Source organism: Roseomonas sp. AR75, assembly GCF_005222815.1.
In the GTDB taxonomy this organism is placed as follows: Bacteria; Pseudomonadota; Alphaproteobacteria; order Acetobacterales; family Acetobacteraceae; genus Falsiroseomonas.
In genome coordinates this window covers 581,069-606,781 of the sequence record NZ_STGB01000001.1, presented here as the reverse complement: position 1 = coordinate 606,781, position 25,713 = coordinate 581,069, and the positions used below count along the sequence as shown (strand labels likewise).

At 71.7% G+C, this 25,713-nt stretch carries 23 protein-coding genes; 12 read left to right on the top strand and 11 right to left on the bottom strand.

The features are described 5' to 3' along the window. Window positions 1-16: 16 nt before the first annotated feature. On the bottom strand, window positions 17-499 hold the full coding sequence (locus E4T13_RS02775) for an Hsp20 family protein (RefSeq protein WP_137176708.1): 483 nt from the start codon (window positions 497-499) through the stop codon (window positions 17-19). Between the two features lie 175 nt (window positions 500-674). On the opposite strand from E4T13_RS02775, the gene def reads away from it, so the two are divergent. From def to truA, 3 genes are all read left to right on the top strand, one after another. Beyond that, a complete protein-coding gene (def, locus tag E4T13_RS02770; RefSeq protein WP_137176707.1) occupies window positions 675-1,199 on the top strand; it encodes a peptide deformylase in 525 nt (174 codons plus the stop codon). 109 nt (window positions 1,200-1,308) lie between these two features. Then, a complete protein-coding gene (fmt, locus tag E4T13_RS02765; protein WP_137176706.1) occupies window positions 1,309-2,214 on the top strand; it encodes a methionyl-tRNA formyltransferase in 906 nt (301 codons plus the stop codon). A gap of 58 nt (window positions 2,215-2,272) precedes the next feature. Further along, window positions 2,273-3,034: a tRNA pseudouridine(38-40) synthase TruA gene (gene truA / locus E4T13_RS02760; protein WP_137176705.1), complete on the top strand. Its 762-nt coding sequence runs from the start codon at window positions 2,273-2,275 to the stop codon at window positions 3,032-3,034. On the opposite strand, the gene E4T13_RS02755 is transcribed toward truA, so the two are convergent. The 4 genes from E4T13_RS02755 to dapD form a co-directional block, all read right to left on the bottom strand. Then, on the bottom strand, window positions 3,007-4,077 hold the full coding sequence (locus tag E4T13_RS02755) for an Ldh family oxidoreductase (protein ID WP_137176704.1): 1,071 nt from the start codon (window positions 4,075-4,077) through the stop codon (window positions 3,007-3,009). The genes truA and E4T13_RS02755 overlap by 28 nt on opposite strands. A 5-nt stretch (window positions 4,078-4,082) precedes the next feature. Then, window positions 4,083-4,676 (bottom strand): hypothetical protein, encoded by a 594-nt coding sequence (locus tag E4T13_RS02750; RefSeq protein ID WP_137176703.1) that lies wholly within the window; start codon window positions 4,674-4,676, stop codon window positions 4,083-4,085. Between the two features lie 28 nt (window positions 4,677-4,704). Then, window positions 4,705-5,844 carry a succinyl-diaminopimelate desuccinylase gene (gene dapE / locus E4T13_RS02745; protein ID WP_137176702.1) on the bottom strand — a complete coding sequence of 380 codons (1,140 nt, stop codon included), beginning with the start codon at window positions 5,842-5,844 and terminating at the stop codon, window positions 4,705-4,707. Between the two features lie 124 nt (window positions 5,845-5,968). Next, on the bottom strand, window positions 5,969-6,805 hold the full coding sequence (gene dapD, locus E4T13_RS02740) for a 2,3,4,5-tetrahydropyridine-2,6-dicarboxylate N-succinyltransferase (RefSeq protein ID WP_137176701.1): 837 nt from the start codon (window positions 6,803-6,805) through the stop codon (window positions 5,969-5,971). A 137-nt stretch (window positions 6,806-6,942) separates the two neighbouring features. Here dapD and E4T13_RS02735 point away from each other — a divergent pair, with 137 nt between their 5' ends. The 4 genes from E4T13_RS02735 (at window position 6,943) to E4T13_RS02720 (ending at window position 10,870) form a co-directional block, all read left to right on the top strand. Then, a complete protein-coding gene (locus tag E4T13_RS02735; RefSeq protein ID WP_170984761.1) occupies window positions 6,943-8,142 on the top strand; it encodes a diguanylate cyclase in 1,200 nt (399 codons plus the stop codon). Continuing rightward, window positions 8,139-9,281, top strand: a complete 1,143-nt coding sequence (locus E4T13_RS02730) for a DUF2336 domain-containing protein (RefSeq protein ID WP_137176699.1) — start codon at window positions 8,139-8,141, stop codon at window positions 9,279-9,281. Before E4T13_RS02735 ends, E4T13_RS02730 begins: the two co-directional genes overlap by 4 nt. A gap of 84 nt (window positions 9,282-9,365) precedes the next feature. Further along, on the top strand, window positions 9,366-10,346 hold the full coding sequence (locus E4T13_RS02725) for a S1C family serine protease (protein WP_137176698.1): 981 nt from the start codon (window positions 9,366-9,368) through the stop codon (window positions 10,344-10,346). Then, window positions 10,346-10,870, top strand: a complete 525-nt coding sequence (locus E4T13_RS02720) for a dihydrofolate reductase family protein (protein WP_137176697.1) — start codon at window positions 10,346-10,348, stop codon at window positions 10,868-10,870. The genes E4T13_RS02725 and E4T13_RS02720 overlap by 1 nt, the downstream gene beginning before the upstream one ends. On the opposite strand, the gene E4T13_RS02715 is transcribed toward E4T13_RS02720, so the two are convergent. After that, window positions 10,852-13,740 carry an FAD-dependent oxidoreductase gene (locus E4T13_RS02715; RefSeq protein WP_137176696.1) on the bottom strand — a complete coding sequence of 963 codons (2,889 nt, stop codon included), beginning with the start codon at window positions 13,738-13,740 and terminating at the stop codon, window positions 10,852-10,854. The genes E4T13_RS02720 and E4T13_RS02715 overlap by 19 nt on opposite strands. A gap of 63 nt (window positions 13,741-13,803) precedes the next feature. On the opposite strand from E4T13_RS02715, the gene E4T13_RS02710 reads away from it, so the two are divergent. Genes E4T13_RS02710 through hydA form a run of 4 tightly spaced genes read left to right on the top strand, consistent with a single transcriptional unit; the run spans window position 13,804 to window position 17,793 of the window. Further along, window positions 13,804-14,730 (top strand): dihydrodipicolinate synthase family protein, encoded by a 927-nt coding sequence (locus E4T13_RS02710; RefSeq protein WP_240790960.1) that lies wholly within the window; start codon window positions 13,804-13,806, stop codon window positions 14,728-14,730. A gap of 17 nt (window positions 14,731-14,747) precedes the next feature. Next, a complete protein-coding gene (locus tag E4T13_RS02705) occupies window positions 14,748-15,569 on the top strand; it encodes an ABC transporter substrate-binding protein (protein ID WP_137176695.1) in 822 nt (273 codons plus the stop codon). A gap of 54 nt (window positions 15,570-15,623) precedes the next feature. Further along, window positions 15,624-16,313: an amino acid ABC transporter permease gene (locus E4T13_RS02700; protein ID WP_137176694.1), complete on the top strand. Its 690-nt coding sequence runs from the start codon at window positions 15,624-15,626 to the stop codon at window positions 16,311-16,313. 10 nt (window positions 16,314-16,323) lie between these two features. Next, a complete protein-coding gene (gene hydA / locus E4T13_RS02695; RefSeq protein ID WP_137176693.1) occupies window positions 16,324-17,793 on the top strand; it encodes a dihydropyrimidinase in 1,470 nt (489 codons plus the stop codon). Here the strand turns inward: hydA and E4T13_RS02690 are convergent, their stop codons facing one another. The 5 genes from E4T13_RS02690 to E4T13_RS02670 all read right to left on the bottom strand — a co-directional run bounded on the left by E4T13_RS02690 (window position 17,794) and on the right by E4T13_RS02670 (window position 24,603). After that, window positions 17,794-18,240: an NUDIX hydrolase gene (locus tag E4T13_RS02690; RefSeq protein ID WP_137176692.1), complete on the bottom strand. Its 447-nt coding sequence runs from the start codon at window positions 18,238-18,240 to the stop codon at window positions 17,794-17,796. Window positions 18,241-18,495: 255 nt separating this feature from the next. Further along, window positions 18,496-19,620 carry an acyl-CoA dehydrogenase family protein gene (locus E4T13_RS02685; protein ID WP_137176691.1) on the bottom strand — a complete coding sequence of 375 codons (1,125 nt, stop codon included), beginning with the start codon at window positions 19,618-19,620 and terminating at the stop codon, window positions 18,496-18,498. Between the two features lie 92 nt (window positions 19,621-19,712). Further along, window positions 19,713-20,912 (bottom strand): acyl-CoA dehydrogenase family protein, encoded by a 1,200-nt coding sequence (locus E4T13_RS02680; RefSeq protein WP_137176690.1) that lies wholly within the window; start codon window positions 20,910-20,912, stop codon window positions 19,713-19,715. 5 nt (window positions 20,913-20,917) lie between these two features. After that, window positions 20,918-22,540, bottom strand: a complete 1,623-nt coding sequence (locus E4T13_RS02675) for an AMP-binding protein (RefSeq protein ID WP_137176689.1) — start codon at window positions 22,538-22,540, stop codon at window positions 20,918-20,920. Next, entirely contained in the window at window positions 22,537-24,603 is a 2,067-nt protein-coding gene (locus tag E4T13_RS02670; RefSeq protein WP_137176688.1) for a 3-hydroxyacyl-CoA dehydrogenase NAD-binding domain-containing protein, read from the bottom strand. Before E4T13_RS02670 ends, E4T13_RS02675 begins: the two co-directional genes overlap by 4 nt. A 147-nt stretch (window positions 24,604-24,750) precedes the next feature. Here E4T13_RS02670 and E4T13_RS02665 point away from each other — a divergent pair, with 147 nt between their 5' ends. After that, window positions 24,751-25,689, top strand: coding sequence for a nitronate monooxygenase family protein (locus E4T13_RS02665; RefSeq protein WP_137176687.1), 939 nt, complete (start codon window positions 24,751-24,753; stop codon window positions 25,687-25,689). Window positions 25,690-25,713 lie beyond the last annotated feature (24 nt).

Below are 25,713 nucleotides of genomic sequence, written 5' to 3'. Positions count from 1 at the left end.
CGTATGAGGGTAGCGATCACCCCTCCTCCGTTCGGCCGCCGATCATCGGCTCGGCCAGGCCGCCCACCACCGGGCGTTGCGCACCGCTGCCGCGGGCGGCGATCTTGATCGTCTTCACGCGCGCCTCGGCCAGCGGGCGGCGTAGATCGACATGCAGCAGCCCGTTGTCGAGCCACGCGCCTTCCACCTCGATGCCCTCGGCCAGCACGAAGGCGCGCTGGAACTGCCGGGCGGCGATGCCACGATGCAGGAAGACGCGGCCCTCCGTGTCCTCCTTCTGCCGACCGCGGATCACCAGCTGGTTGTCCTCCTGCGTGATCTGCAGGTCGTCCATCGAGAAGCCGGCGACGGCGAGCGTGATGCGCAGCCGCGTGTCGCCCGTCTGCTCGATATTGTAGGGTGGGTAGCCATCCGCGTTCTTCTGGACCCGATCGAGCATCTGCTCGAGATGATCGAAGCCGAGGAAAAGCGGCGAGCCGAACAGCGAGGGACGCGACATCCTGTGTTCCCCTGGCCTCCCCCATCCCTGCCGGTCCCGACCGGCCTGGATGTCCTGGGCAAGGCATCTATCCCGCGAGGCCCGAGGCACCCCGCGACACAAGATTTTGGCTTCGTCTCATGCCGTTGCAAGGGGGGAGACGCGGGGCTAGGTCTCCCGTCCTGTGGATACGACGATGACCGAGACTGAGCTGCTTCCCATCCTCTACGTTCCCGACCCTCGGCTGCGCGCCAAGGCGAAGCCGGTGCAGCCGGGCGATGCGCGCGTGCCGGAACTCGCGCAGCGCATGCTGGCGACCATGTACAAGGCGCCGGGGATCGGCCTCGCCGCGCCCCAGGTGGGCGAGATGCTGCGCCTGGTGGTCATCGACCTCCGGCCGGAGGACGAGCCGGAGCCAATCGTGCTGGTGAATCCGGAGATCGTTGCGCAGAGCAAGGATCTCGCAACGCGCGAGGAAGGCTGCCTGTCGCTGCCTGGCCAGTTCGCGGACGTCACGCGCCCCGCGCGCGTCAAGGCGCGCTGGACCGACCTCACCGGCGCGAGGCAGGAGATCGAGGCGGAGGGCCTGATGGCCGCCTGCCTGCAGCACGAGATCGACCACCTCGACGGCGTGCTGTTCGTGGACCACATCTCCGCGCTGAAGCGGAACATGCTGCTGCGCAAGCTGGCGAAGGAACTCAAGGCCAAGGCGCGGGATTAGGAGTCTTTCCAATGCCCTCAGACGCCGGGCGGCCGCGTCCGCGGCCTTGGCTGCGCCGCACGAGCGGCGGTCCGCGTTCGCGGCCTCGGCCGCCTGCGGCGGCCGCCTGATGCGCCTCGCCTTCATGGGCTCCCCCGACTTCGCCGTCCCCGCGCTGCGTGCCCTGCACGCGGCGGGGCATGAGATCGCGGCAGTCTATGCGCAGCCGCCGCGGCCCGCCGGACGGGGTCAGAAGGACACCCCCTGCCCTGTCCACCGCGCCGCGATGGAACTCGGCCTGCCGGTACGGACGCCGGCGCGGGTGCGACGCGACGAAGCCGAGCACGCCGCCTTTGCCGCGCTGGACCTGGATGTCGCCGTGGTCGCGGCCTACGGCCTGATCCTTCCCAGGCCGATGCTGGAGGCGCCACGACGCGGCTGCCTGAACATCCACGCCTCGCTGCTGCCGCGCTGGCGCGGCGCAGGGCCGATCCAGTCCGCGATCCTCGCCGGCGACGCGGAGACTGGCATCACCATCATGCAGATGGAGGAAGGCCTCGACACCGGCCCCATGCTGCTGCGGGAAGCGGTGCCGATCGGCCCGCGCGCGACGACGCCGGAGATCCACGACGCCCTCGCGGCGCTGGGCGCCAGGCTGATCCTGCGCGCGCTGGCGGAGGATCCGCCCCCGGTGCCGCAGCCCGAATACGGGGTGACCTATGCCCCGAAGATCGCCAAGGAGGATGGGCGTCTGGACTGGACGCAGCCGGCCGCGGCGCTGGACCGCCGCATCCGTGCGCTCACCCCCTGGCCCGGCTGCTTCTTCCAGAATGGTGCGGAGACGATCCGCGTGCTCGCTGCGGAGCCGGCCGCCGGTTCCGGCGCACCGGGCACGGTGCTGGATGCTGCACCCACCATCGCCTGCGGCGAGGGCGCGTTGCGCCTGCTGCGCCTGCAGCGCGCCGGGCGCGCGGCAACGGACGCCGAGGCGTTCCTCAGGGGATATCCGCTGCCCGCCGGCACTGTGCTGCTATAGCTGCGGCGCACCCGAACCCCGGCCCTCCCCGCAAGAGCGGGAGAGGGAGAAAGGCACGATGCCCCGCTACGCCCTGAAGCTTGAATTCTGCGGCACCGGTCTCGTCGGCTGGCAGCGCCAGCCGGATGGGCTCTCCGTGCAGCAGATCGTCGAAGACTCCGCGGTGCCGCTGAATGCGGGCGAAGCCCCGCTCGCCACCGCCGCCGGCCGCACCGATGCCGGCGTGCATGCGGAAGCGATGGTGGTGGACCTGCTGCTCGCCGCCGAACTGCCGGCCGAGCGCGTGCGGGAGGCGATCAATGCGCGGACCGTTCCGCACGCCGTCGTCGCCCTCGCCGCCGCGCGCGTCGCCGAGGACTTTTCGGCGCGCTTCGCCTGCACCGGCCGCGCCTATCGCTACCGCATCCTGAACCGGCCGGCGCGCCCGGCGCTGGAAGCCGGGCGGCTCTGGCATGTGAAGCGCCGCCTCGACGCGGCTGCGATGCACGACGCCGCGCAGATGCTGCTCGGACGCCATGATTTCTCTGCTTTCCGCGCGGCGTCCTGCCAGGCCAAGTCGCCGCTGCGCACGCTGGACCGGCTGGATGTGAGCCGCCTTGGGCAGGAGATCGTCATCACCACCGAAGCGCGCAGCTTCCTGCATCACCAGGTGCGCAATCTCGTCGGCACGCTTGTGGAAGTCGGCGCCGGCAAGCGCCCCGTCACCTGGCCGCGGCAGGTGCTTGACGGGCGCGACCGCGCAAAGGCCGGCCAGACCGCCCCGCCGGACGGCCTGGTCTTCACCGCAGCGCGCTACGATCCCGAGCCGGACTGGACCTGATCCGGCAGCGCCACGCCGTAGCGCGCAGCCAGCTTCTCCAGCGCCGGCGGGATGGAGGGGTGCAGCGCCACGCCCTCCGCCAGCGCCTTCGCCTTCCGCGCCATCGCGCCGTCGCCTGGCAGGCGCGCGGCGTCGAAGCCGGGGCGCGGCGGGTTGCCATGCACCGCACGCGCCATCCAGCCGCTCTCCGCCAGGAAGCGCTCGGCGCCGCCGAACTTCGCGGGATCCAGCACCAGCACGAAGACATTCGCACCCCAGCCGGTCGGCGCCTCCGCCCTTCCATGCCCAGAAAGCCCGCTCGTCAGCGCCTCCACCAGCAGGCCGAGCGCGAAGCCCTTGTGCCCGGCATCCACGCCGCCGAGCGGAAGCAGCGTGCCGCCGGGTTCGGTGAAGAAGGCGTTCGGATCGTCGGTCGGGTTGCCGTCGGCATCCAGCAGCCACTGGCCGGGGAAGCGCGTGCCTTCCCCGCGCCTGCGGCCGGTCATGCCGTTCGTGGTGATGGACATGGAGACGTCGATCAGCACCGGCCCCTCCGGCGTCGGCCAGGCCGCCGCGACGGGATTGGGCGTGATGATCCGCCGCGTGCCGCCCCAGGGCGCGACGGAGGCCGTGGCCGGGTCCGAGCACATCAGCAGCAGCATCCTGCCCCGCGCGGCGACGGGCGGGCCATAGGCGGCGAGGCAGCCGATGTGATGGCTGCGCGCGATGCTGACCGCACCCAGCCCGAAGATGTCCGCCGCCTTCTCCGCCGCGGCGATGGCGCGGCGCACCAGCCAGGGGCCGGGCAGCTTGCGCCCCTCCCACGTCTCGGCGACGGGCGTGGCGGAGACCACCTCCGGCTCGCCCTCGGCCCGCATGTCGCCAGCGGCCAGACTGTCCAGATAGGGCGTCAGCAGCGCGAGGCCGTGGGTGTCGTGGCCCATCAGGTCGCCCTCGACCAGCACCTCCGCCAGGTCGCGCGCCTTCTCCTCCGGCAGACCCGCGGCGCGGGCGCACTCGGTCGCGAAGCGCAGCAGCGCGGCTGCGCCATGGCGTGCGGCCATGCTTGTCATCCCTCCGACAGCGTGCGGATCAGCCCGCCCAGGAACAGGCCGATCACCAGGTCGAGCCCCACCAGGATCGCCGCGCGCGTGCCGGGCACGCCGAGCGCATGGCGGCTGACGAACCACTCCAGCCAGATCGCATAGGCGAGGCCCGCGAAAGTCAGGATCTGCGCGATGCTGTCCGGCAGGCCGAGCGCACCGGGCAGCATCAGCGCCATCAGCACGAGGTACTGGACGACGTTGCTCCAGTTCCAGGCGGCGATGAAGCGTGGCCATTCCGCGGTGCGCCCCCAGGACTGCGCGATGGCCAGCGACAGCAACGCGAAGGCCGTCCAGGCGATGGCATAGCCGGTCAGTTCCGCCGTCAGGCCGCGCAGGAAGCCGCCATCGGGCAGGCCGAAGGCGGCCCAGGAAATCAACCGGATCCCGACGAAGGCGGGCAGGCAGATCAGCGCCGCCACGAAGGACCGCCAGGCGCCTTCGGGCGAGCTCTCCATCAGCATCAGGCCTTCGGTGCGGCCGCGGCCGAGCAGGAAGGCGCCGGCCAGGCCCGCGACGATCACCGCGCGCATCTGCGGCTGTGGCTGCGATCCACTCATGCCCGCAGGGGACCAGGGCGCGCGACGGTCAGATCAGGAACTCCTCGAGGATCACGCGATAGGTGTCCGCCAGCCGCCGAAGTTCCTCCACCGGCGCGCGCTCGTCCACCTGGTGCGGCGTTGCGCCGACGGCGCCGAACTCGGCCACCGGGCAGTAGCGCGCGATGAAGCGCGCATCGGAGGTGCCACCGCCCGTGTCGAGCTTCGGCGTCACGCCTGTCGCCCGCGCGATGGCGCGCGACAGCCCATCCACGAAGGGGCCGGGCTCCGTCAGGAAACTCTCGCCGGAGCATTCGGTTCGCAGCGTGTAGCGCGCGCCGCTGGCGCGGAAGGCAGCGTGCAGCCGTTCGACAAGCTGTGCGCTGCTGTGATGGTCGTTGAACCGGATGTTGAGCATCGCCTTCGCCGTGGCGGGAATGACGTTGCTCGTGCGGTTGCCCACGTCGAAGCCCGTCACCTGCAGCGTCGAGGGCGGGAAATGCGCGCTGCCATTGTCGAGCGGCGCGGCGAGCAGCGGCCCGAGCGCGGCAACGAGGCGATGGATCGGGTTGTCGGCGCCGGCCGGATAGGCGCTGTGGCCCTGGACGCCGTCCACGGTGACCCAGGCGTTGAGGCTGCCGCGGCGGCCGATCTTGATGGTGTCACCGAGCGCCAGGCGACTGGTCGGCTCGCCGACCAGCGCCATGTCGGGGATCTGCCCGTTCGCCTGCATCCATTCCAGGACCTTGGCGGTGCCGTCTACGCTGCGCGCCTCCTCGTCGCCCGTGATCAGCAGCGAGACGGAGCCCTTGTGCGCCGGATGCGCCGCGAGGAAGTCGGCGAGGCCCGCGAGGAAGGCGGCGACGCCGCCCTTCATGTCGCAGGCGCCGCGGCCATACAGCACGCCGTCGCGGATCGTCGCGGAGAAGGGATCGTCGCGCCACGCCGCGACGTCGCCCGGCGGCACCACATCGGTGTGCCCTGCGTAGCAGAAATGCGGGCCTTCGGTGCCGCGGCGGGCGAACAGATTGTCCACGCGGTAGTCGTCGGGCCCGAAGACCAGGCGCGTGCAGGCGAAGCCGAGCGGCTCCAGGAAGCGCTGCACCACGTCCAGTGCGCCATCATCGGCGGGCGTGACGGAGCGACAGCGGATCAGCGCCTGCGCGATGGGAACCGGATCGGCGGTCAACTGTCACACCTTCCAGCCTGGGCCGCGAAGCGGCCCCGCGCGGCGACCGACATCGCCGCACGGCGCGCCATGTCTGAGGCGCGAAGAGCCAAGCGGCCGGAGGCCGCGCCGGCGCCTGAGGCCATCAATCCCTCAACAGCTCGTTGATGCTCGTCTTGCTGCGGGTCTTCTCGTCCACGCGCTTGACGATCACGGCGCAGTACAGGCTCGGGCCCGGCGAGCCGTCCGGCATCGGCTTGCCCGGCATCGCGCCGGGCACCACCACGGAATAGGCCGGCACGCGGCCGTACATCACCTCGCCCGTCGCGCGGTCCACGATCTTGGTGGAGGCGCCGAGATAGACACCCATGGAGAGCACGCTGCCGCGCTCCACGATCACGCCCTCCGCCACCTCGGACCGGGCGCCGATGAAGCACTCATCCTCGATCACCACCGGGTTGGCCTGCAGCGGCTCCAGCACGCCGCCGATGCCGGCGCCGCCGGAGATGTGGCAGTTCTTCCCGATCTGCGCGCAGGACCCGACCGTCGCCCAGGTGTCCACCATGGTGCCGGAATCCACATAGGCACCGACATTCACGAAGCTCGGCATCAGCACGACATTCGGCGCGATATAGGCCGAGCGGCGGACCACCGCGCCCGGCACGGCACGGAAGCCCGCAGCCTTGAAGCGGTTCTCGCCCCAGCCCTCGAACTTCAGCGGCACCTTGTCATAGGCGCCCGCGGCGGTGTCCATCGGGGTGCTGTCGTTCAGCCGGAAGCTCATCAGCACCGCCTGCTTCAGCCACTGGTTCACCTTCCAGCCGCCCTTCCCGTCCGGCTCGGCCACGCGCGCGCCGCCGGAATCGAGCATGGCAAGCGCCTCCTCCACGCAGGCCCGGTCCGGGCCGGTGGTCTGGGCGTTCAGCATGTCGCGGCGGGCCCAGAGCGCCTCGATGCGCGCCTGCAGGGCGGTCTTGTCCATGGTGCGTGCGATCCTGGCAGAAGGGCGGGAGCGGAGGGGCTCGCCGCGAGGTTTGGGGAAGGGGCGATGCGCTGTCAACGCGGCGCATGGCCCCGGCGTCAACCACCGGTTCAGGGCCGTGCCGCAGGATGGGCGGCATGAACGCCGTCCATGCCGACCCTCTCTCCGCCGCCCTGCTCGAAAGCCGCGCCCGCTGGCGCGACATGGCGCTGCTCGCCGCCGACCTGCTGTTCGAGACGGATGCGGCGGGCCGCCTGACCTTCGTCGCGCCGGAGGAGGTGCTCGGCCATGCCGCCGAGACGCTGCTCGGCCAGTCCGCGCGCCAGTTGCTCGCGCCGGAAGCCGTGTTCGATCCCTTCGACCCCGCCGCGCCGCCCCGCGGCTTCCGCGCCTGGTTCCGCCGCGCCGACGGGTCGGAGGCCTGCCTCGAGATCACCGCCTTCACCCTGGAGAGCGGCGGCCTGCGCGGTGTGGCCCGCGACGTGACGGCCGAGGAGCGCGGCGATGCCGCGACCGCGCGGATGCTGCGACGGACGACGGCGCTTGCGCGGCTGCTGGTGCTGGCCGAGCGCGGCCGGGCGCGCGAAGGGGCGGCGGGGCCGGCGCTGGCGAAGCTGCTGGAAGGCATCTGTCAGGCGCTCGGCTGTTCCGGCGCCGCGCTGCTGGAGGCGGGGCTGGAGGGCTGGCACATCCTGCCCGGCTCCACCGCGCCGTCCGGCCCGCCGGATGCCACCCTGCCCGTGGCGCCGGACCTCCGCCTCGCCATCTGGCGCGATCCGCCGCCGGATCGGGAGGAGGCGGAGCTGCTGCTCGCACTGGCCCCCTCCCTCGCCGGGCTGCATGCGGAGGCCGGACGGCAGCAGGAACTCGCGCGCGCCGCGCGCACCGATCCGCTGACCGGCCTGCTCAACCGCCGCGGCTTCGCCGATGCCCTGGCGGCTGGCCGCGCGCGGCAGCCGAGGGGTGTCCTGGCCTATCTCGACATGGACGGGCTGAAGCGCGTGAACGACCGCCATGGCCATGCCGCCGGCGATGCCGCGATCCGCGCCATGGCCGCAAGGCTGTCGGAGGCGCTCAGGCCGGGCGAACTGGCGGCGCGGCTCGGCGGCGACGAATTCGCGCTCTGGCTGCCCGGGGCAACGCCCGCCATGGCGCAGGCGCGCTGCGGCTCGCTCGGCGTGCCCGGCCCGCTGGTAGGCTTCCCTGATGCCGGCGAGGCGGCCGTCGCGGCCAGCATCGGCCTGGCGGAAGTGGCGCTCGGCGAGACCGAGGAGGTGCTGCTCGCCCGCGCCGACGCCGCCATGTACAGCCGCAAGCGCGAAAGGCGCGCCGCGTGAGCCACGCGGCACTGCGCGAACGCCAGGGCAGCGTCGCGGAACGCGCCGCGCTGGCCGCGGATGCCACGACGGCACCGGAACTGCTGACCTGGCTCGCCGCCGATCCGGCGCCGCAGGTCCGTGCCGCCGTCGCCGCCAACAGCGCGACGCCGCCCCAGGCCGGCCTGCTGCTGGTCGAGGATGCCGAGGCCGATGTGCGGGAGGCGCTGGCACGCCGCATCGGCCGTCTCGCGCCCGGCCTCGATGCCCCGGCGCAGGGCCGTCCCGGCCGCATGACCGGCGCGATCCTGGCCCGGCTGGTGGAGGATGCGGCGGTGGCGGTGCGCGCCGCCCTCTCCGAGGCGGTCGCCGGGCTGCCGGATGCGCCGCGCACGCTGATCCTGCGCCTGGCGCAGGACACCGAACTGGATGTCGCCGCCCCGGTGCTGCGCCTGTCGCCGCTGCTGCGCGACGAGGACCTGCTGGCGCTTGTCGCCGCGCCGCCCGCCGCCTTCACCCGGCGCATCGTCGCCGGCCGCGCGCAGCTGGCGGAGCCGGTGGCCGAAGCGATCGCCGCCACCGCCGACGCGCCGGCCATCGCGGCACTGCTCGGCAATGCCTCCGCGGCGATCCGCGAAGCCACGCTGGATCGCCTGGCGGAGCAATCGGCCGGCCAGGCCGCCTGGCAGGCCGCGCTGGTGCGTCGCCCACGCCTGCCGCCCGGCGCCGCCCGTGCGCTGGGCGCCATCATCGCGGCGCATCTGCTGCAGGCGCTTGCCGCGCGGCCCGACCTGCCGGCGGGCCTGGCGGAAACCCTGCAGCCGCGGATCGAGGCGCATCTGGCCGCCGCCGCCGCCAGCGAGGCCGCGGCACGGGACGCCGCGAGGAGCGGCGACCGGGACGCTTTGGCGGAGGTCCTGACCTCCGCCACCGGCTACCCCCCGGGCCGGATCGAGGCGGCGCTCGCGCTCCGCAGCCCGCGGGCCATCGTGGCCTTGTGCTGGCGCGCCGGCTGGACGGCGGAACTGGCTGAGGAGGTGCAGGTCAGTCTCGGCGTGCCCCGTGCCAAGGCGGTGCGGGCGAATGTCGAAGGAAGCTGGACCCTGTCGCCAGCCGAGTTGCAATGGCAGGTGGAACTGCTGGAGGAACTGCCGGAATAGAACGCCCGGGTTGCGAGCCCCCACCCCCGCTTCCGCCTGGGGGCAGGTCTTGGCTAGGTTGTTGTCCTGGAAGCAGGATGCCCGATGGCGGACGAGGACTGGACCATCCCCGAGGAGCTGCGGCCCGACCCGGCCGACTACGACTACGACCTCCCGGCGGCGCTGGGCTCGGTAGTGGCGCTGAAGTCGCGCGTGCCGGCCGATGCCTTCTCGGCCCGCACGCTGGGCACGGAGCGCGAGGGCACCGGCGTCGTGATCCGCGCGGATGGGCTGGTGCTGACCATCGGCTACCTCGTCAGCGAGGCCGAGAGCATCTGGATCACCACGGCCAGCGGCCGCGTGGTGCAGGGCCATGCGCTGGCCTCCGACTTCGAGACGGGGTTCGGCCTGGTGCAGGCGCTCGGCCGGCTGGAAACGCCTGCGATGCCGCTCGGCCCGACGGAGGTGCCGGAGGCCGGCGTGCAGACCGTTCTGGCAGCCGCAGCAGCACCGGACGAGGCGGGCGCGGTGGCCTGCTCGATCGTCGCGCGCGAGCCGTTTGCGGGCTACTGGGAATACCTGCTGGAGGAGGCGCTGTTCACCGCGCCCGCGCATCCCTCCTGGGGCGGGGCGGCGCTGATCGGGCCGGAGGGCAAGCTGCTCGGCATCGGCTCCCTGGTGCTGCAGCACCGCGACAAGCGCGGACGGCGCATGGACCTCAACATGTGCGTCCCCGTCGCGCTGCTGCATCCGATCCTGGACGACATGCTGCGATACGGACGGGTGAACAAGCCGGCGCGGCCCTGGCTCGGGGTCTATGCGGCGGATCAGGAGGAAGGCGTCGTGATCGCCTCCCTCGCCAGCAAGGGGCCGGCGGAGCGCGCGGGGCTGCGCGCAGGCGACCGCATCCTGGCCATCGACGGGCATGAGGCGTCGGACCTCGCCGGCGTGTGGCGCAGCCTGTGGTCCTGCGGGCAGGCCGGCGTGCGCGTGACCGTCTCGGCCGAGCGCGACGGGCGGCGCTTCGAGTTGCCGATCACCAGCAGCGACCGCGCGAGCTTCCTGAAGGCGCCGCGGCTGCACTGATGACCGTGTTCCACTGCCACATCGCCGCGTCCCTGGATGGCAGGATCGCGCGGGCGAATGGCTCGGTGGACTGGCTGGAGATGACCGGGCCGCCGGAGGAGTTCGGCCTGGATGTCTTCTTCGCCGGGATCGACGCCATCCTGATGGGTCGCGGCACCTACGACACCGTGCTGCGGATGGGCGACTGGCCCTATGAGGCCAAGCCGACCATCGTCGTCACGAACCGCTCGCTGCCCGATCCGCCGCCGGCTGTCGAGGCACGCACCGGCGCGATGGCGGCGATCGTCGCGGAGCTGGAGGCGCGCGGCTGCCGGCGCGTCTGGGTGGAAGGTGGCGGGGTGGTGATCCGGCAGATCATGGAGATCGGCCGGCTCGACGTGCTGGAGGTGGCGGTGCTGCCGGTCGTGCTCGGCTGCGGCCCGCTCCTGTTCCCGGAGGGCACGCCGGAGACACGCTTCGCGTTGCGCAGCAGCACGCCGCGCAGCGGCGGCGCGCTGCACCTGGTCTACGACCGCGTCGCGTAGGAGCCCGGCGAGAACACCGACGGCGGCCCCTTGCCGCCGCGCAGCGCCTCCGCGATCAGCTCCGCGATCACCGGCGCCAGCGTCCAGCCGTTGAAGGTGACGGCGTGGAACAGACCCGGCACGCGCGGATCGGCGCCGAGGATCGGGCCCGGGATCAGCACGTTCAACCCCGTCCAGGCGCGGATCACATGCAGGCCGGAGATCGCGGGCAGCACGCTGCGCGCGACCCAGAGATTGCCCTCGATGCTGCTGCGCAGATTGCGCGGCCGGCCCATGGCATCCAGCGCGCCCGGCCAGGCGCCGCCGAGGATCAGATGGCCGCCATCGCCCTGCTTCAGCGAGAGATGCCGGCCCGCATGCAGGACCAGCGGACGCAGCAGCTCCGTCGCCGCGGCTTCGGTCGCAATCACCTGCTGCACCGTCGCGCGCACCGGGATCGGCGCGCCGAGCATCGCCGCGATCTGCCCTGCCCAGGGACCGGCGGCGTTGACCACGCGCGCGGCGCGGATCACGCCGGCCGGTGTCTCGGCGCGAAACCTGCTGCCATCGCGTGCGAGCGCGCCGATAGGTGTCGCGCCGCGGATCTCGGCGCCGGCGGCGCGCGCCAGGCGGAGCATCGCGGAAAGCCCGCGCAGCGGGTCCATCTGCCCTTCCTCCGCGCAGAAGGCGGCGCCGGCGAAGCCCGGGGCGAGCCAGGGCGCGGTGGCGTAGAGCTCATTGGCGCCGAGCAGCGAGGAGGTCACGCCGAAGTCGCGCTCAATGGCGACCTTGTCGGCGAGCGCGCCAAGCTGCGCATCGCTCTCCGCCAGCATCAGGCCGCCGGCGATTCGGATGGCCAGCGCCTCGCCGGATTCGCGCGCGATGTCGTGCCACAGCGCAACGGAACGCGGGCCGAGAGCGAGGATCTGTGCAGCCGCGCTCTCCGGCCCCTCCGCGGCGCCGGCGCTGTCATAGGCGTGCAGCTGCACGTGCAGGCTGCCGGCATTGGCGGTGGAGGCGCCCTGCCCCGGCTCGCCGCGATCCACGGCGATCACGTGCAGACCCTCGCGCGCCGCGGCGCGGGCGATGGCGAGGCCGATGATGCCGGCGCCGATCACGAGGAGGTCGCAGGTCGTCTCGGCGGTTGCGCCGCCCACACCCCGAGCCTCGCCCGCATTCCGGGGGAGGGAGAATGCCTCGAACCCCGGCGCCTCGGTCCACTCGGGCTTCTCCATCGCCAGCGCCATCGCCGGCACCGGCTTGATCGGCGCACGTGGCGCGGCCCAGTCGGGCTCATCCTCCGCGCCCGCGAGGCGCGCGACGGTGGCGCCGCACATCCGCCCCTGGCAGCGCCCCATGCCCGCCCGCGTCGCCTTCTTCAGCGAGGCGAGCGAACACGCACCCTCCGCCATGGCCGAACGCAGCGCGCCCGCGGTCACCTCCTCGCAGCGGCAGACGATGGTGTCTTCGGCGAGCGTCGCCGCGTCGAAGCCGGGCACTTCGAACAGGCGCCACAGCGCGGACTGGAACGCCTCTGCGCGGGCCAGCGCCGCGACGAACTCGGCATCCGGCGCGACCGCGCGCCCGAGGTCGCGCGCCGCGGCCAGGCCGGCAAGCCGCCCGCGCGCCAGCGCAATGCGCGCGCCGCCGACCTGCGCGCCGTCGCCGATGGCGAAGACGGCCCCCAGCGTTGTGCGCCCGTCCGGCTGGATCACCGTCTCCAGCCGCCCGATGCCGCTGTCGGTGAAGCGATGCGCGCAGCCGAGCGCGCGCGCGAGGCCGGTCTCCGGCTGGAAGCCGAGGTTGAGCGCGACGACGTCGGCGGCGAAGGCGCGCATGCCGCGCGGCGTCGCGACGTGCAGCGCGAGGCCCTCGGCCACGGGCAGGATGCGCTCGGGCACCGCGCCCCAGATCACCGGTACGCCCGCGCGGCGCAGCACGGCGAGATAGCGCACGCCATCCCAGGCGAGGTCCGGCGCGCGGGCGGCCAGCGTCACCGCCGCGCGCCACGCCCGGAAGCCCGGTTTCGGCGCCGCCTCCAGCACGGCGACGACCTCGACGCCGCCCTCCACTAATTCGCAGGCAAGCTGCAGGTTGAGCGGGCCGTTGCCGGCCACGACCACGCGCCGCCCCGGCGAGACGCGGTTGGCGCGCGCGAGCGTCTGCAAGGCGCCGGTGGTCATCACGCCCGGCAGGGTCCAGCCGGGGATCGGCACGGGACGCTCATGAGCGCCCGGCGCGAGGATGAGGCGGCGCGGCCGCGCCACGACATTCCGCCCGCCGACGAGCACGCCAAGCTCCTCCGGGGCGAAGGCACCCCACACCGTCGCGCCGTGATGGAACGCCACGCCCGCCGACTCGGCCCGCGCGCGCATCGCCGCGGATTGGCGGAACTGGCGGTCCGGCGCGGCATGGGCGTGGCTGGCGGCGAGCGGCTTCAGGTATTGCCCGCCGGGCGCGTCGCGCTCGTCGAGCACCGCCACGGAACAGCCTGCCTCGGCAGCGGCGATGGCGGCGGAGAGGCCCGCCGGCCCGGCGCCGACCACCAGCACATCCGGCGCGATCTCCGCCGCGGCCGCATCCGGCTCCGGCGCCAGCGGCGCGGGCGCGGCTGGCGCGGCGCTTTCCACCGCCATGCCCGGCGCGACCTTCGCCAGGCAGGCGCGCTGGTTGGCGCGGCCATCGATGGTCACCAGGCAGTCGAAGCAGGCGCCCATGCCGCACCAGAGACCGCGCGGCGCGCCACTCGGCGTGTGCCGGTACGCGAGGATGCCCGCGGCCGAGAGCGCGGCGGCCACGGTCTCACCGGGCAGCGCGGAAAGCGGGCGGCCGTCGAAGCTGATGCCCACGGCATCGGCAGACGGGGTGATCCTGGGATGGGTCAGCCGCATGGCCGGGCTTGATGCGATCCGCGAAAGAGGGTTGATGATCGCAGCATCGGGGGTGGGAGCAAGATGATGGCCTCGCAGGGCAGGCAGGAGCCGTTCCGCGGTTGCTACACGGTCCTCGTCACGCCCTTCACCGAGGATGGCGCGGCGGTGGACCTGAAGGCGCTGGAACGCCTGGTGGAGTTCCAGATCCGCGAGGGCATCCGCGGCCTGATCCCGCTGGGCTCCACCGGCGAGTTTCTTTCGATCTCCCCGGAGGAACGAACCGCGGTGGTGGAGACGGTGGTGCGCAGCGCGCGCGGGCGCGTGCCCGTGCTGATCGGCACCGGCGCGGAGGACACGCGGGAGGTGGTGCGCACCAGCAGGGAAGCCGAATCGCTCGGCGCGGACGGCGTGATGATCATCCCGCCCTTCTACTCCGTGCCGACGCTGAAGGAACTGGTGCACCACTACGATACCGTGGCCAAGGCCATCGGCATCCCGATCATGGTCTACAACAACCCAGCGACGGCGAATGTCGACATGACTCCGGCGATGCTGGCCGAGATCAGCCGCATCCCGAACTGCCGCTACGTGAAGGAGAGCACGCTGGAGGTCACGCGCGTGCGCGACATCGTGGCGCTCTGCGGCGATCGGATGGAGGTGTTCGCGGGCGTGCTGGGGTACGAAAGCGCGTGGCTCGGCGCCATCGGCTGGGTGGCGGTGTGCAGCAACCTCGCGCCGAAGCTCTCCACCGAGATGTTCCACGCCGCCGCCTTCGACAAGGACATGGATCGCGCGCTGGCGCTGTACCGCAGGCTGGCGCCGCTGCTGCCCTGGGTGGGCGGACCGCGCTACGTCTCCGGCACCAAGGCGGGGTTCCGGCTGATGGGCATGGCGATGGGCGATCCGCGCCCGCCGCGCCTGCCCCTGCCGGGCGAGGACATTCCGGCGCTGGCCGGCGTGCTGCAATCACTGGGCCTGCTGTCCGAAGCGGCACGCCAGGCCGCCTAACCAAGGGAGCGTTTCACATGCGTCGTCATCTCATCGCCGCGATCGCGGCCATCGCCTTCGCGCCCGCCGCGGCGCTGGCGCAGACCTGCCCGGCGCCGATCCCGGCCGCGGAGCTGGTCAAGCCCGGCACGCTGGTGATGTCCACCAACCCGACGCTGCCGCCGCTGCAGTTCGTCAACGCGCAGGGCCAGCTGCAGGGCATGCGCATCGAGCTCGGCAACGAGATCGCGAAGCGCCTGTGCCTGACGCCGGAATATGTGCGCATCGAGTTCAGCGCGATGATCCCGGGCCTGGCGGCGCGCCGCTGGGACATGATCAACACCGGCATCTTCTTCACCGAGGAACGCGCGCGGATGATGCAGATGATCCGCTACGAGAACAACGCGGTCGCGATCAGCGCGGCGCGCGGCAATCCGCTCAACATCCGCAGCCAGGACGACCTGGCCGGCAAGACCATCGGCGTCGAGCTCGGCGGCTTCGAGGAGCGCACGCTGCGCGGCATCAGCCAGCAGCTCGTCGCGGCCGGCAAGCCGGCGATCAACATCCGCACCTTCGACAACTTCGCCGTGGCCTTCCAGGCGCTGCGCGCCGGCCAGGTGCAGGGGGTGACGAGCATCGACGCGGTGGCCGCCGAATACGACCAGCGTGGCGACTTCCCGCGGGTGCTGCACGGGCTGAACCCGGCGCCGGCGGCGCTGGCCTTCCGCTCCCGCCCGCTCGCCGAGCAGGTGTCCTGGGCGCTGCAGCAGATGCTGGCCGATGGCAGCCTGGATGCGCTGTTCAACAAGTACGGTGTCGGCATCGCGGACCGCTCCTTCGCCATCGTCGGCCCGCAGTAAGCCTGGGTCCCTCCCCCGCCGGCGCGGGGGAGGGAGCGAGTTGGAGCAACAGCGATTCATATCTGGTCCTGGTCGGGGTTCTTCGACTACCTCTTCAACCCCTTCCTGCTGGAAGGCGCGCTGACGACGCTGTGGCTGACTGCGGCCTCGCTCGCCTTCGGCCTGGTGCTCGGCGTCGCGCTGGCGCTGATGCGGCTGTCGGGCAATCGTGCAGTTTCCGCCATCGCCGCGGGCTATTGCTGGCTGTTCCGCGGCACGCCGCTGCTGGTGCAGTTGCTCATCATCTACACGGGGCTGCCGCTGTTCGGCATCCGCTTCAGCGTGACCCAGGCCGCGCTGCTTGGCCTTTCGCTCAACGAGGCCGCCTACCTCTCCGAGATCGTGCGCGCGGGCATCCTGGCGGTCGGCAAGGGGCAGAAGGAGGCGGGCACGGCGCTCGGCCTGTCCAAGGTGCAGGTGTTCCGCACCATCACCTGGCCGCAGGCGCTGCGCATCATCATCCCGCCGCTCGGCAATTCCGTGAACGGGCTGCTGAAGACCACCTCCGTCGCCAGCGTGATCTCGATGGAGGAGCTGCTGCGGCGGACGCAGATCCTGATCCAGGAGAAGTTCATGGTCCTGGAGCTCTTCATCGCCGCGGCCTGCTGGTACCTGGTGATGACGACCTGCTGGGAACTGGTGCAGCGGCGGCTGGAGGCGCGCTACGGTCGCGCCTTCGCCAGCGACGCCGCGGATCGCAGATAGGAGACGGGACATGGCCGCATACGACATCGCAATCCGCGGCGGCCTGGTCGCCACCGCCTTCGGCGCGACGCGCTGCGACATCGGCGTGAAGGACGGGCGCATCGCCGCGCTGGCCGAGACCATCACGGACGCGGCGCAGGTGCTGGACGCCGGCGGGCTCTACGTGGTGCCCGGCGGCGTGGACAGCCACTGCCACATCGAGGAGCCCTCCCTCGGCGGCTATGCGAAATCCGATGGCGCGCCGCAGCTCACCGTGAACGAGGAGAGCTTCGTCACCGCCTCCACCTCCGCCTTTGCCGGCGGCACGACCAGCGTGGTGTGCTTCATCCCGCAGTGGAAGGGGCATGGCGTCCTGGAGCGCTATCGCGACTACCGCAAGCGCGCCGCCACGGGGATGCTGGACCACGCCTTCCACCAGATCATCAGCGACCCCACCGACGCCGTGCTGAACGAGGAGGTGCCGCAGCTGGTCGCGGAGGGCGTGCGGAGCCTCAAGGTTTTTCTGACGTATGAGCCGCTGCACCTGAACGACGCCGAATACATCAAGGTGCTGCTGACCGCGCGCCGCAACGGCTGCCTCGTCACCGTGCATTGCGAGAACTACGACGCGATCAACTGGCGCACCCAGGCGCTGCTGGCCGCCGGGATGACCGGGCCGAAATACCATGCCTGGTCGCGGCCGCGCGTGGTGGAGAGGGAGGCCACGCACCGCGCCATCGCACTCGCCGAGCTGGTGGACCAGCCGATCCAGGTCTTCCATGTGTCCTGCGAGGACGCGGCCGAGGAGATCGCGCGCGCCCAGGCGCGCGGGCTGAAGGTGTGGGGCGAGACCTGCCCGCAATACGTCACGCTGACCGCAGCCGACATGGATCGCCCCGGCTTCGAGGGCGCGAAGTTCATGTGCTCGCCGGCGCCGCGCGACACGGCGGAGCATCTGCGGATCTGGGAGATGATCCGCCGCGGCACGCTCGACGTCGTCTCCTCCGACCATTGCGGCTTCACCTTCGGGACCGATCGCGGCAAGGCGGTGGCCGGGCGCGATGCGTCGTTTGAGAAGATCCCGAACGGCATTCCCGGGCTGGCGGCGCGGCTGCCCATCGTGTTCAGCGAGGGCGTGGCGAAGGGGCGCATCGCGCTGGAGGAGTTCGTGAAGCTCACCGCGACCAATCCGGCGCGGATCATGGGCCTCTATCCCAGGAAGGGCGTGATCCAGCCCGGCAGCGACGCGGACCTGGTGCTGTGGGATCCCGCGAGGAAGGTCACGCTCACCAACGCCGTGATGCAGCACGCCATCGACTACACGCCCTATGAGGGGCTGGAGGTGACGGGCTGGCCCGTCACAACCATCCGCCGGGGCGAGGTGGTGATGCGCGACGGGAAGGTGCAGGCCGAGCCGGGCACCGGGCGCTACCTGCCGCGCGGCCCCTACGACCTGGTGAAGCCGCGAGGCATCACGCCGGACGGCTTCGTCGCGCCCTGATCAGGCGCCGCGCAGGCTGCGCAGCAGCTCGGCGAGGCCGGGTTCCTTCACCAGGCCCGCCGCGGCTTCCGGCGTGAAGAGCTTGCGCTCCCGCTCGCGCTTCTCGGGCCAGTCGTGCAGGAGCCGCGCCACGCGATAGCGGAAGACCAGCACCTCGGTCGGGCGCACGGCGCCGCCGGCGAGGCGCTTGGCATAGGCATAGCTGCCGATGGGATCGGCCTCGGCCTCCCCGGCCAGGCCGGCCTCCTCGAAGGCCTCGCGCGCGGCGCTGCGGCTGGGCGCCTCGCGCGGCTCGATCCAGCCCTTGGGGATCACCCAGCGCCGCGTCTCCCGGCTGGTGATCAGCACCACGCGCAACGCACCGCCGGCGCCGAGGATCGGCAGCGCGGCACTCTGGCGCGGCGCGCGCGCCTGGATAGCCTGGGCCTGGACAAGGCCGTCGGGCATGTCTCTCCGTGTCCCCAATCGGGCGAGGCGCCGGGCCCATAGCCCGGATCGCGGTACTGCTCGCATCGATCAGGATAAAGAGACTTGATTAACGAAAGTAAAGACGCCTCGGACTGACATCGAAATTTCACATCAACAACTTGGCCATTCGTCCAGAAAAACCGATGCGAGACCGGGTCGCTGCCCTCGTTGTCACGGGTCTGCGACCAGACAGGCGCTGTGTTCTGCGCAACCGTTGCAGCCGCTGCCGAATCGTTACTCCGGCAGGCCACCCGCCGCCACGACGCGGCGCAGATGGTGGTCCGTGTCGCCGAAGAGCAGGTTGAGCATTGCCAGCCGCTTGAAGTAGTGGCCGGCCTTGTATTCCTCCGTCATGGCGATACCGCCATGCAGCTGGATCGCGTCCTTGCCGAGCTGGTCCGCCAGCCGGCCGATCAGCGCCTTGGCGGCCGAGAGGGCCGTGGCGCGCGCGGCGGCATCGGAATCCTGCACCATCATCGCGGCATACATGGCCATGCTGCGCGCCTGCTCCGTGGCAACCAGCATGTCCGCGGCGCGGTGCTGCAGCGCCTGGAACTCGCCGATGGCGCGGCCGAATTGCTGGCGGGTCTTGAGGTAGTCGACCGTCAGGTCGCGCAGCGTCTCCATCGCGCCAAGCGCCTCGGCGCAGAGCGCGGCGATCGCTTCGTCCACGACAAGCTCGATCAGCGGCAGCGCGTCCTCGGCCAGCAGCGCGGCGCGGGCGCCTTCCAGCACGATTTCGGCGGCGCGCAGACCGTCCTGCGTGGCGTAGCCGCGGCGGGTGACGCCCTGCGTCGCGGGATCGAGCAGGAAAAGGCTGATGCCGGCGCGGTCGCGCCGGGCGCCGGAGAGGCGCGCGGCGACGATGATGCGATCCGCCGTGTCGCCGCCGAGCACGACCCCCTTCGCGCCGTCCAGCACATAGGCATCGCCGTCGCGTCGCGCGGTGGTGGCGATGTCGTGCAGGTCGTGGCGTGCCTGGCGTTCCTGATGCGCGAAGGCGAGCGTGACCTCGCCGGCCGCGACCTGTGCGAGCAGGTCCGGCTGCCCGCCGGCGCGCCGCAGCAGGCCGAGGCCGAGGACGACGGTGGCGAGGTAGGGCTCCACCACCAGGCCGCGGCCGATGGCCTCCATGACCAGCATGGTCTCGACGGGACCACCGCCGAAGCCGCCTTCCTCCTCAGGCAGCGGCAGGGCGAGCAGGCCCATCTCCGCCATCGCTGACCAGTTGGCGGCGGCGTAGCCGCGCGGCTCGGCGCGATACGCCTTGCGCTTCTCGAAATCGCCGTAGCGGTCGGAGACGAAGCGGTTGACGCTGTCGGCCAGCAGGCGCTGTTCGTCGGTGAGGTCGAAATCCATGGCAGGTCAAACCCGAATCAAAACTTGGTGCCAGGCGCCGCGCAGTTGCGCGGCGAGGCCCCGAATGGGGCCCGCGGCAAGTGCCGCGCACTTCAAAGGCCCAGAAAGGCCTTGGCGATGATGTTGCGCTGGATCTCGTTCGAGCCGCCGTAGATCGAGACCTTGCGGAAGTTGAAGAACAGCGGCGCCGCGGCATCCGCCCATTCCGGCCCGACGGAGGGCAGGTTCAGCCCGTCCTCGTTGCGATCGGGCCGCGGCGCGGCGTAGGGGCCGGCAACATCCATCAGAAGCTGCGTCGCCTGCTGCTGGATCTCGCTGCCCTTGATCTTGAGGATGGAGCTGGAGGGGTCCGGCTTGTCGGCGGCACGGCTGCGTTGCGCGGCCACCACACGCATCTGGGTGATCTCCAGCGCCTTCAGCTCGATCTCGGACCAGGCGAGGCGGCGGCGGAAATCGGGATCGTCCCAGACGGTGCCCTCGCCCGCCGGCGTCTCCTGCGCCAGGCGCTTCACGCGCGCGAGGCGTTCCTTGGTCATGCCGATGCGCGCGATGCCGATGCGCTCGTTGGACAGCAGGAACTTCGCGTAGTCCCAGCCCTTGTTGAGCTCGCCGACCAGGTTCTCCGCGGGCACCTTCACCTCGTCGAAGAAGACCTCGTTCACCTCATGCCCGCCATCGATGGTGATGATGGGCCGCACGGTGATGCCGGGCGTCTTCATGTCGATGAGAACGAAGGAAATACCCTGCTGCTTCTTGGCTGCGGGATCGGTGCGGACGAGACAGAAAATCCAGTCGGCATACTGGCCGAGGGTTGTCCAGGTCTTCTGGCCGTTGACGATGAAATGCTCGCCCTCGCGCCGCGCCGTCGTCTTCAGGCTGGCGAGGTCGGACCCGGCGCCGGGCTCGGAAAACCCCTGCGCCCACCAGATGTCGAGGCTGGCCGTGCCCGGCAGGAAGCGGCGCTTCTGGTCCTCGCTGCCGAAGGTGGCGATGACCGGGCCGACCATGGTCACATTGAAGCCGAGCGGCTGCGGCACGGCATTGGCCTGCAGCTCCTCCACGAAGATGTAGCGCTGCACCGGCGACCAGTCCTTGCCGCCCCATTCCACCGGCCAGTTCGGCGTCGCCAGCCCCGCCGCATGCAGGATCTTCTGGGACGTGACGTAGTCTGCCCGAGCCAGGGCGCGGCCTTCGCTGACCTTGCGGCGGATCTCGGCGGGAATCTGCGTGCGGAAGAACTGCCGCAGCTCGTCGCGGAAGGCGATCTCCTCGGCGGTGTAGCGCAGTTCCATGGCCTCTACTCCCTGTTCTCGTCGCGCAGCGCGCTGGCCAGCAGCTTGCCGGCGGCGCTGCGCGGCAGGCTTTCGCGCAGTTCCAGCGCCGCCGGCATCTCGTGCTTGCCGAGCCGATCGGCGAGGAAGCCGCGCAGCTCCTCCAGCGTGAGGCCGCGCGCGCCCTGCTTCAATGCCACATAGGCCTTCGCCGCCTGGCCGCGATAGGCGTCGGGCACGCCGATGACGATGCATTCGGCGACGTCCGGATGTTCGTAGATCGCCTGCTCGATCTGCGCGGGATAGACGTTGAAGCCGCCGGACAGGATCATGTTCTTGCGGCGATCCACCAGCGTGAAGTAGCCGCGCTCGTCCATCCAGCCCATGTCGCCGGTGAGGAACCAGCCCTCGGCGAAGCAGCGCGCATTCTCTTCGGCAGGACGGTTCCAGTAGCCGGAGAAGACGTTCGGCCCGCGCACCGCCATCTCGCCGACCTCGCCCACGGGGCGTTCCACGGCGGGGTTATCAGGGTCGACGATGCGCATCTCGATGCCGGGCAGCGGCAGGCCGATGAGGCCGGCGCGCCGCGGCGCATCGGGCGGCAGGCGCGTGCCGGCGGGGCAGGTCTCCGTCATGCCCCAGCCGCCGCCGATGCGCAGGCCGACCAGCGCCTCCAGCTTCTGCTGCACCTCGAACGGCATCGGCGCGCCGCCGGAGGAGACCTGACGCAGCGTCGCGAAATGCTCCCGCGTGACGCCGGGCGTGTTGAGGATGCCGATCCACATGGTCGGCACGCCGGAGAAGGTGGTGATGCCGAGCGTCCGAAACTCCTGCACCGCCTGCGCGGCGTCGAAGCGCGGGCGCAGGTGGCAGAGATGGCCTTCCGACATCTGCCGCAGCAGCACGGCGGTCAGCGCGAAGATGTGGAACAGCGGCAGCAGCACCAGGCAGCGCCCCTGCCCTTCCGGAATCGTCGTGCGGTCGCGCCACGCCTTGTAGATGCCGACCGCGGCGGTGAGGTTGCCATGCGTCAGCATCGCCCCCTTCGGCGTGCCGGTGGTGCCGCCGGTGTACTGCAGCAGCGCGAGATCGCCGGGCGCGATGACGGGCCAGGATTGCGGCGGCTCCGCTTCCGGCAGCCGCGGGAAGTCGTTCGAAACATCCTCACCGCCCCAGCGTGCCTCGGGCGCCAGCAGCACGCGCCGCACGGCGCCGTCCGCGAGCAGCCATTCCGCATTCGCCAGTAGCGGCGCGAAGCCCGTGGTAATCAGCAGCGTCGAACCTGAATCGCGCGCCTTGTGCGCAATCTCCCGCTTCGCATCGAGCGCCGAGAGATGCGTCACGCGCGCGCCGGTGCGCAGCGCGGCAAAGAAGCAGATCGGATGCCACGGCGTATTGGGCAGGTAGAGCGCGACGCAATCACCGCGCCCGATGCCCATGGCCATCAGCGCCGCCGCCACGCGATCGGACAGCCGCTTCACCTCCGTGTAGCTGAGCACAACGCCGCGGTATTCCAGCGCCGGCGCATCGCCGTAGCGCGCGGCGACCTCGTCCAGGAAGGCTGGCAGCGTGCCCTGCGCGATCGGCGCATCCCAGCGGCATTCCGGCGGGTAGCTCGCCTCCCAGGGATGCGCCACGCGGCGGTTCATCGCAGGCTCGCGAAGCCCCGATCCTCGGCGACGAGCGTCGCCAGCAGCGGCGCCGGCGCCAGGCTCTCGTCGCCGGTCTGGCGCGCGAGCTCCGTCAGCCGCGCGAAGACGTCCTTCAGCCCGCGCGCATCGGCCCAGTGCATCGGGCCGCCGCGCCAGGCAGGCCAGTTGTAGCCGTGCAGCCAGACCACATCGATGTCGCCGGGCCTTGCTGCGACGCCTTCCTCCAGGATGCGCGCCCCCTCGTTCACCATCGGCAGCAGCAGGCGGTCCAGGATTTCCTCCTGGCCGATCGCGCGGCGGGTCACGCCTTCCTGCGCGGCGACCTTCTCGATCAGCGCCGCAACATCCGGATCGGGCACGCCGGCGCGCGCGCCTTCGGGATACAGGTAGTACCCCTTGCCCGTCTTCTGGCCGAGCCGCCCGGCCTCCACCAGCGCATCGGCCACCGGCGCGCGCTTGCCGGTCGCCTTGCGGATGCGCCAGCCGATATCGAGCCCGGCCAGGTCGCCCATCGCACACGGCCCCATGCGGAAGCCGAAATCGGTCAGCGCCTTGTCCACCTGCTGCGGCAGCGCGCCTTCCAGCAGCAGGCGCTCCACCTGCTGCGTGCGCCGCGCCAGCATCCGGTTGCCGACGAAGCCGAAGCACACGCCGACGACAACGGGCACCTTGCCGAGCCTGCGGCCGATCTCAGCCGCCGTCGCCAGCGCGTCCGGCGCGGTGTCCTTCGCCCGCACCACTTCCAGCAGGCGCATGACATTCGCCGGCGAGAAGAAATGCATGCCCAGGACATCGCCCGGGCGGTTCGTCGCCGCCGCCATGTCGTCGATGTCGAGATAGGAGGTGTTGGAGGCGATGATCGCGCCGGGCTTCGCGACCTTGTCGAGCGTGGCGAAGACCTGCTTCTTCAGGCCCATCTCCTCGAACACGGCCTCGACGATCAGGTCGGCGTCCTTCGCGGCCTCCAGCCCGACCGCGCCCTCGATCAACGCCATGCGCGCGTCGCGCCTTTCGGGCGCCAGGCTGCCGCGCTTCACGCTGGCCTCATAGGTGGCGCGGATGCGGTCCAGGCCGCGCGTCATCGCGGCCTCATCCGTCTCGATCACGCGCACGGGAATGCCGGCATTGGCGAAGCACATCGCGATGCCCGCACCCATCGTGCCGGCGCCGAGCACCGCCGCGCGCTCCACCTTCCGCGGCTTCGTGCCCTCGGGGATGTTGGCGATCTTCGCCGCCTCGCGCTCGGCGAAGAAGACGTGGCGCAGCGCCTTGCTGCGCGGGTCCTGCAGCAGGTCGAGGAAGGCCTTTCGTTCGTCCGCGACGGCATCCGCGAAGGGCTTTTCGAAGGCGGCGCGGACGCAGGCGATCATGGCGGCGACCTGCGGTTCCGTGGCGGCACGCTTCGACAGTGCGGACGCTTCCTTCTCGAAGTCGTCGCGCGCGCCGAGGCCGCCGTCGCGCTGCGAGACCGGCTTCGGCAGCGGCCCCGCCGCCAGCTTCGCCGCATGCGCCCGCGCGGCTGCAACCAGGTCGCCCGGCTCCACCGCATCGGCCAGCCCCACCGCGACCGCGGCCTTCGCATCCAGCGGATCGCCCTGCGCCATCAGCCTGAGCGCCGCCGCGGCCCCCATCAGCCGCGGCGCCCGCTGCGTGCCGCCGCTGCCGGGCAGCAGGCCGAGCTTCACCTCCGGCAAGCCGAGCTTCGCCGCGGGGCCGGCCAGCCGCGCCGTGCAGGCCATCGCCACCTCCAGCCCGCCTCCCAGGCAGGCCGCGTGGATCGCGGCGACCACCGGCTTCGGGCAGCCATCCAGCAGCGCGATCAATTCGGCGAGGGTGGGCGAAGCCGGCGGCTTTCCGAATTCGGATATGTCGGCGCCCGCGATCCAGGTGCGCCCCTCCGCGGCGATGACCAGCGCATGGATGGCGGGGTCGCCGGCCGCCCGTGTAACCGCCTCGGCCAGCGCGGCGCGGAGCGCGGCGGAGAGCGCATTGACCGGCGGATTGGCGATGGTGGCGAGGGCGATGCCCCCGGCGACCTCGAACCGCACAGGACCGGTCATGCTGCGCTTCCTCATTGCCCGGCGGCGCGTGCTGCCGCCGCGGATGCCAAGCGGCTAGATCGCCCGCCCCCCTTTGCCGGTCAAGGCGATTGGACGAAGGCGGCGACGGGCGGCATGCTCGCGCCACGCCTCCACCGGATCGCATGCATGCCCCTCCCCCCGCTGCTCCAGAATCTGTCCCTGCCGGTGATCGGCGCACCGATGTTCCTGGTCTCCAACCCGGAGCTCGTCGTCGCGCAGTGCCGCGCCGGCATCGTCGGCTCCATGCCCTCGCTCAATGCGCGGCCGGAAAACGAGCTCGATCCGTGGCTGGCGCGCATACGCGAAGGCCTGCGCCCCGGCGACGCGCCCTTCGCCGTCAACCTCATCGTCCACGGCAGCAACGCCAGGCTGGAGCACGACCTTGCCGTCTGCGCGAAGCACCAGGTGCCGATCATCATCACCTCGCTGCGCGCACCCGGCGAGATCGCGAAGCAGGTGCATGGCTGGGGCGGCATCGTGCTGCACGACGTCACCACGCTGCGTCATGCCGAGAAGGCGCTGGAAGCGGGGGTGGACGGGCTGATCCTGGTGGCGGCCGGCGCCGGTGGGCATGCCGGCGCGATCTCGCCCTTCGCGCTGGTGGACGAGGTGCGGCGCATCTGGGACGGGCCGATCGCACTCTCTGGCGCGATGACGCAGGGGCGGCAGATCCTGGCGGCGCAGGCGATGGGCGCGGACCTTGCCTATGTCGGCACGCGCTTCATCGCGACGACGGAATCCATGGCCAATGAGCGCCACAAGGCGATGATCGTGGAAAGCCGCGCGGCCGACATCCTCTACACGCCCTTCTTCAGCGGCGTGCCGGCGAACTACCTCAAGCCCTCCATCGCCGCGCAGGGTCTGGACCCGGATGCGTTGCCGGCCGACCAGGCGCGCACCGGCTATGGCGCCAACCGCCCGCGGCCGTGGAAGGACATCTTCGGCGCCGGCCAGGGCGTGGGCGGCATTGCCGAGATCCTGCCGGCCGGCGAGATCGTCGCGCGGCTCAAGGCGGAATACGCCGCAGCCCGGGCCGCGTTGACCGCGGGTGCGTCGCACGCCTAGCCTTCGCGCAACGACAAGCACCCG